General features: G+C 48.1%; 8 tRNA genes. All 8 read left to right on the top strand.

Annotated features, from left to right (window positions below):
• Positions 1–12 precede the first annotated feature (12 nt).
• A tRNA-Ser gene (locus tag ACQRDX_RS09440) sits at positions 13–102 on the top strand.
• A gap of 13 nt (positions 103–115) precedes the next feature.
• Positions 116–189 (top strand) — tRNA-Met (locus ACQRDX_RS09435).
• Positions 190–206: 17 nt separating this feature from the next.
• Positions 207–279: transfer RNA gene (locus ACQRDX_RS09430), tRNA-Phe, on the top strand.
• 16 nt (positions 280–295) lie between these two features.
• Positions 296–376 (top strand) — tRNA-Tyr (locus ACQRDX_RS09425).
• Positions 377–380: 4 nt separating this feature from the next.
• Positions 381–451, top strand: a tRNA-Trp gene (locus ACQRDX_RS09420).
• A gap of 14 nt (positions 452–465) precedes the next feature.
• Positions 466–538: transfer RNA gene (locus ACQRDX_RS09415), tRNA-His, on the top strand.
• A 6-nt stretch (positions 539–544) separates the two neighbouring features.
• Positions 545–616 (top strand) — tRNA-Gln (locus ACQRDX_RS09410).
• Between the two features lie 8 nt (positions 617–624).
• A tRNA-Leu gene (locus ACQRDX_RS09405) sits at positions 625–708 on the top strand.
• Positions 709–800: the final 92 nt, after the last annotated feature.

The following is an 800-nucleotide window of genomic DNA, read 5'->3' as shown; positions in this document are numbered from 1 at the left end:
TTATATATAAATGGAGGATTACCCAAGTCTGGCTGAAGGGAACGGTCTTGAAAACCGTCAGGCGTGTAAAAGCGTGCGTGGGTTCGAATCCCACATCCTCCTTTTGTTTTAATATCGCGGGATGGAGCAGCTAGGTAGCTCGTCGGGCTCATAACCCGAAGGTCGTAGGTTCAAATCCTGCTCCCGCAATAACCTATTGTGGACATGGCTCGGTAGCTCAGTTGGTAGAGCAATGGATTGAAGCTCCATGTGTCGGCGGTTCGATTCCGTCTCGCGCCATTATAATTTAATTTTTGGAAAGATAGCGAAGAGGCTAAACGCGGCGGACTGTAAATCCGCTCCTTCGGGTTCGGGGGTTCGAATCCCTCTCTTTCCATTATACGGGCATAGTTTAAAGGTAGAACTAAGGTCTCCAAAACCTTCAGTGTGGGTTCAATTCCTACTGCCCGTGTTACTATTAATATGGCGGGTGTGGTGAAGTGGTTAACACATCAGATTGTGGCTCTGACATTCGGGGGTTCGATTCCCCTCACTCGCCTTTAATTGGGGTATAGCCAAGCGGTAAGGCAAGGGACTTTGACTCCCTCATGCGTTGGTTCGAATCCAGCTACCCCAGTTAGTTATGCCGGCGTGGCGGAATTGGCAGACGCGCTGGACTCAAAATCCAGTGTCCGCAAGGACGTGCCGGTTCGACCCCGGCCGCCGGTATGATTGATATTTAAAAACGTTGATTCATTTCAGCGTTTTTTAATTTTTCTTGAGTTTTATCAATTAATGTGTAAAGATAGGGAGCGAAATCA

The sequence above is a fragment of the Streptococcus sp. SGI.013 genome (genome assembly GCF_050315295.1).
In the GTDB taxonomy this organism is placed as follows: domain Bacteria; phylum Bacillota; class Bacilli; order Lactobacillales; family Streptococcaceae; genus Streptococcus; species Streptococcus porcorum.
This window is presented reverse-complemented; position numbering and strand designations above follow the sequence as displayed.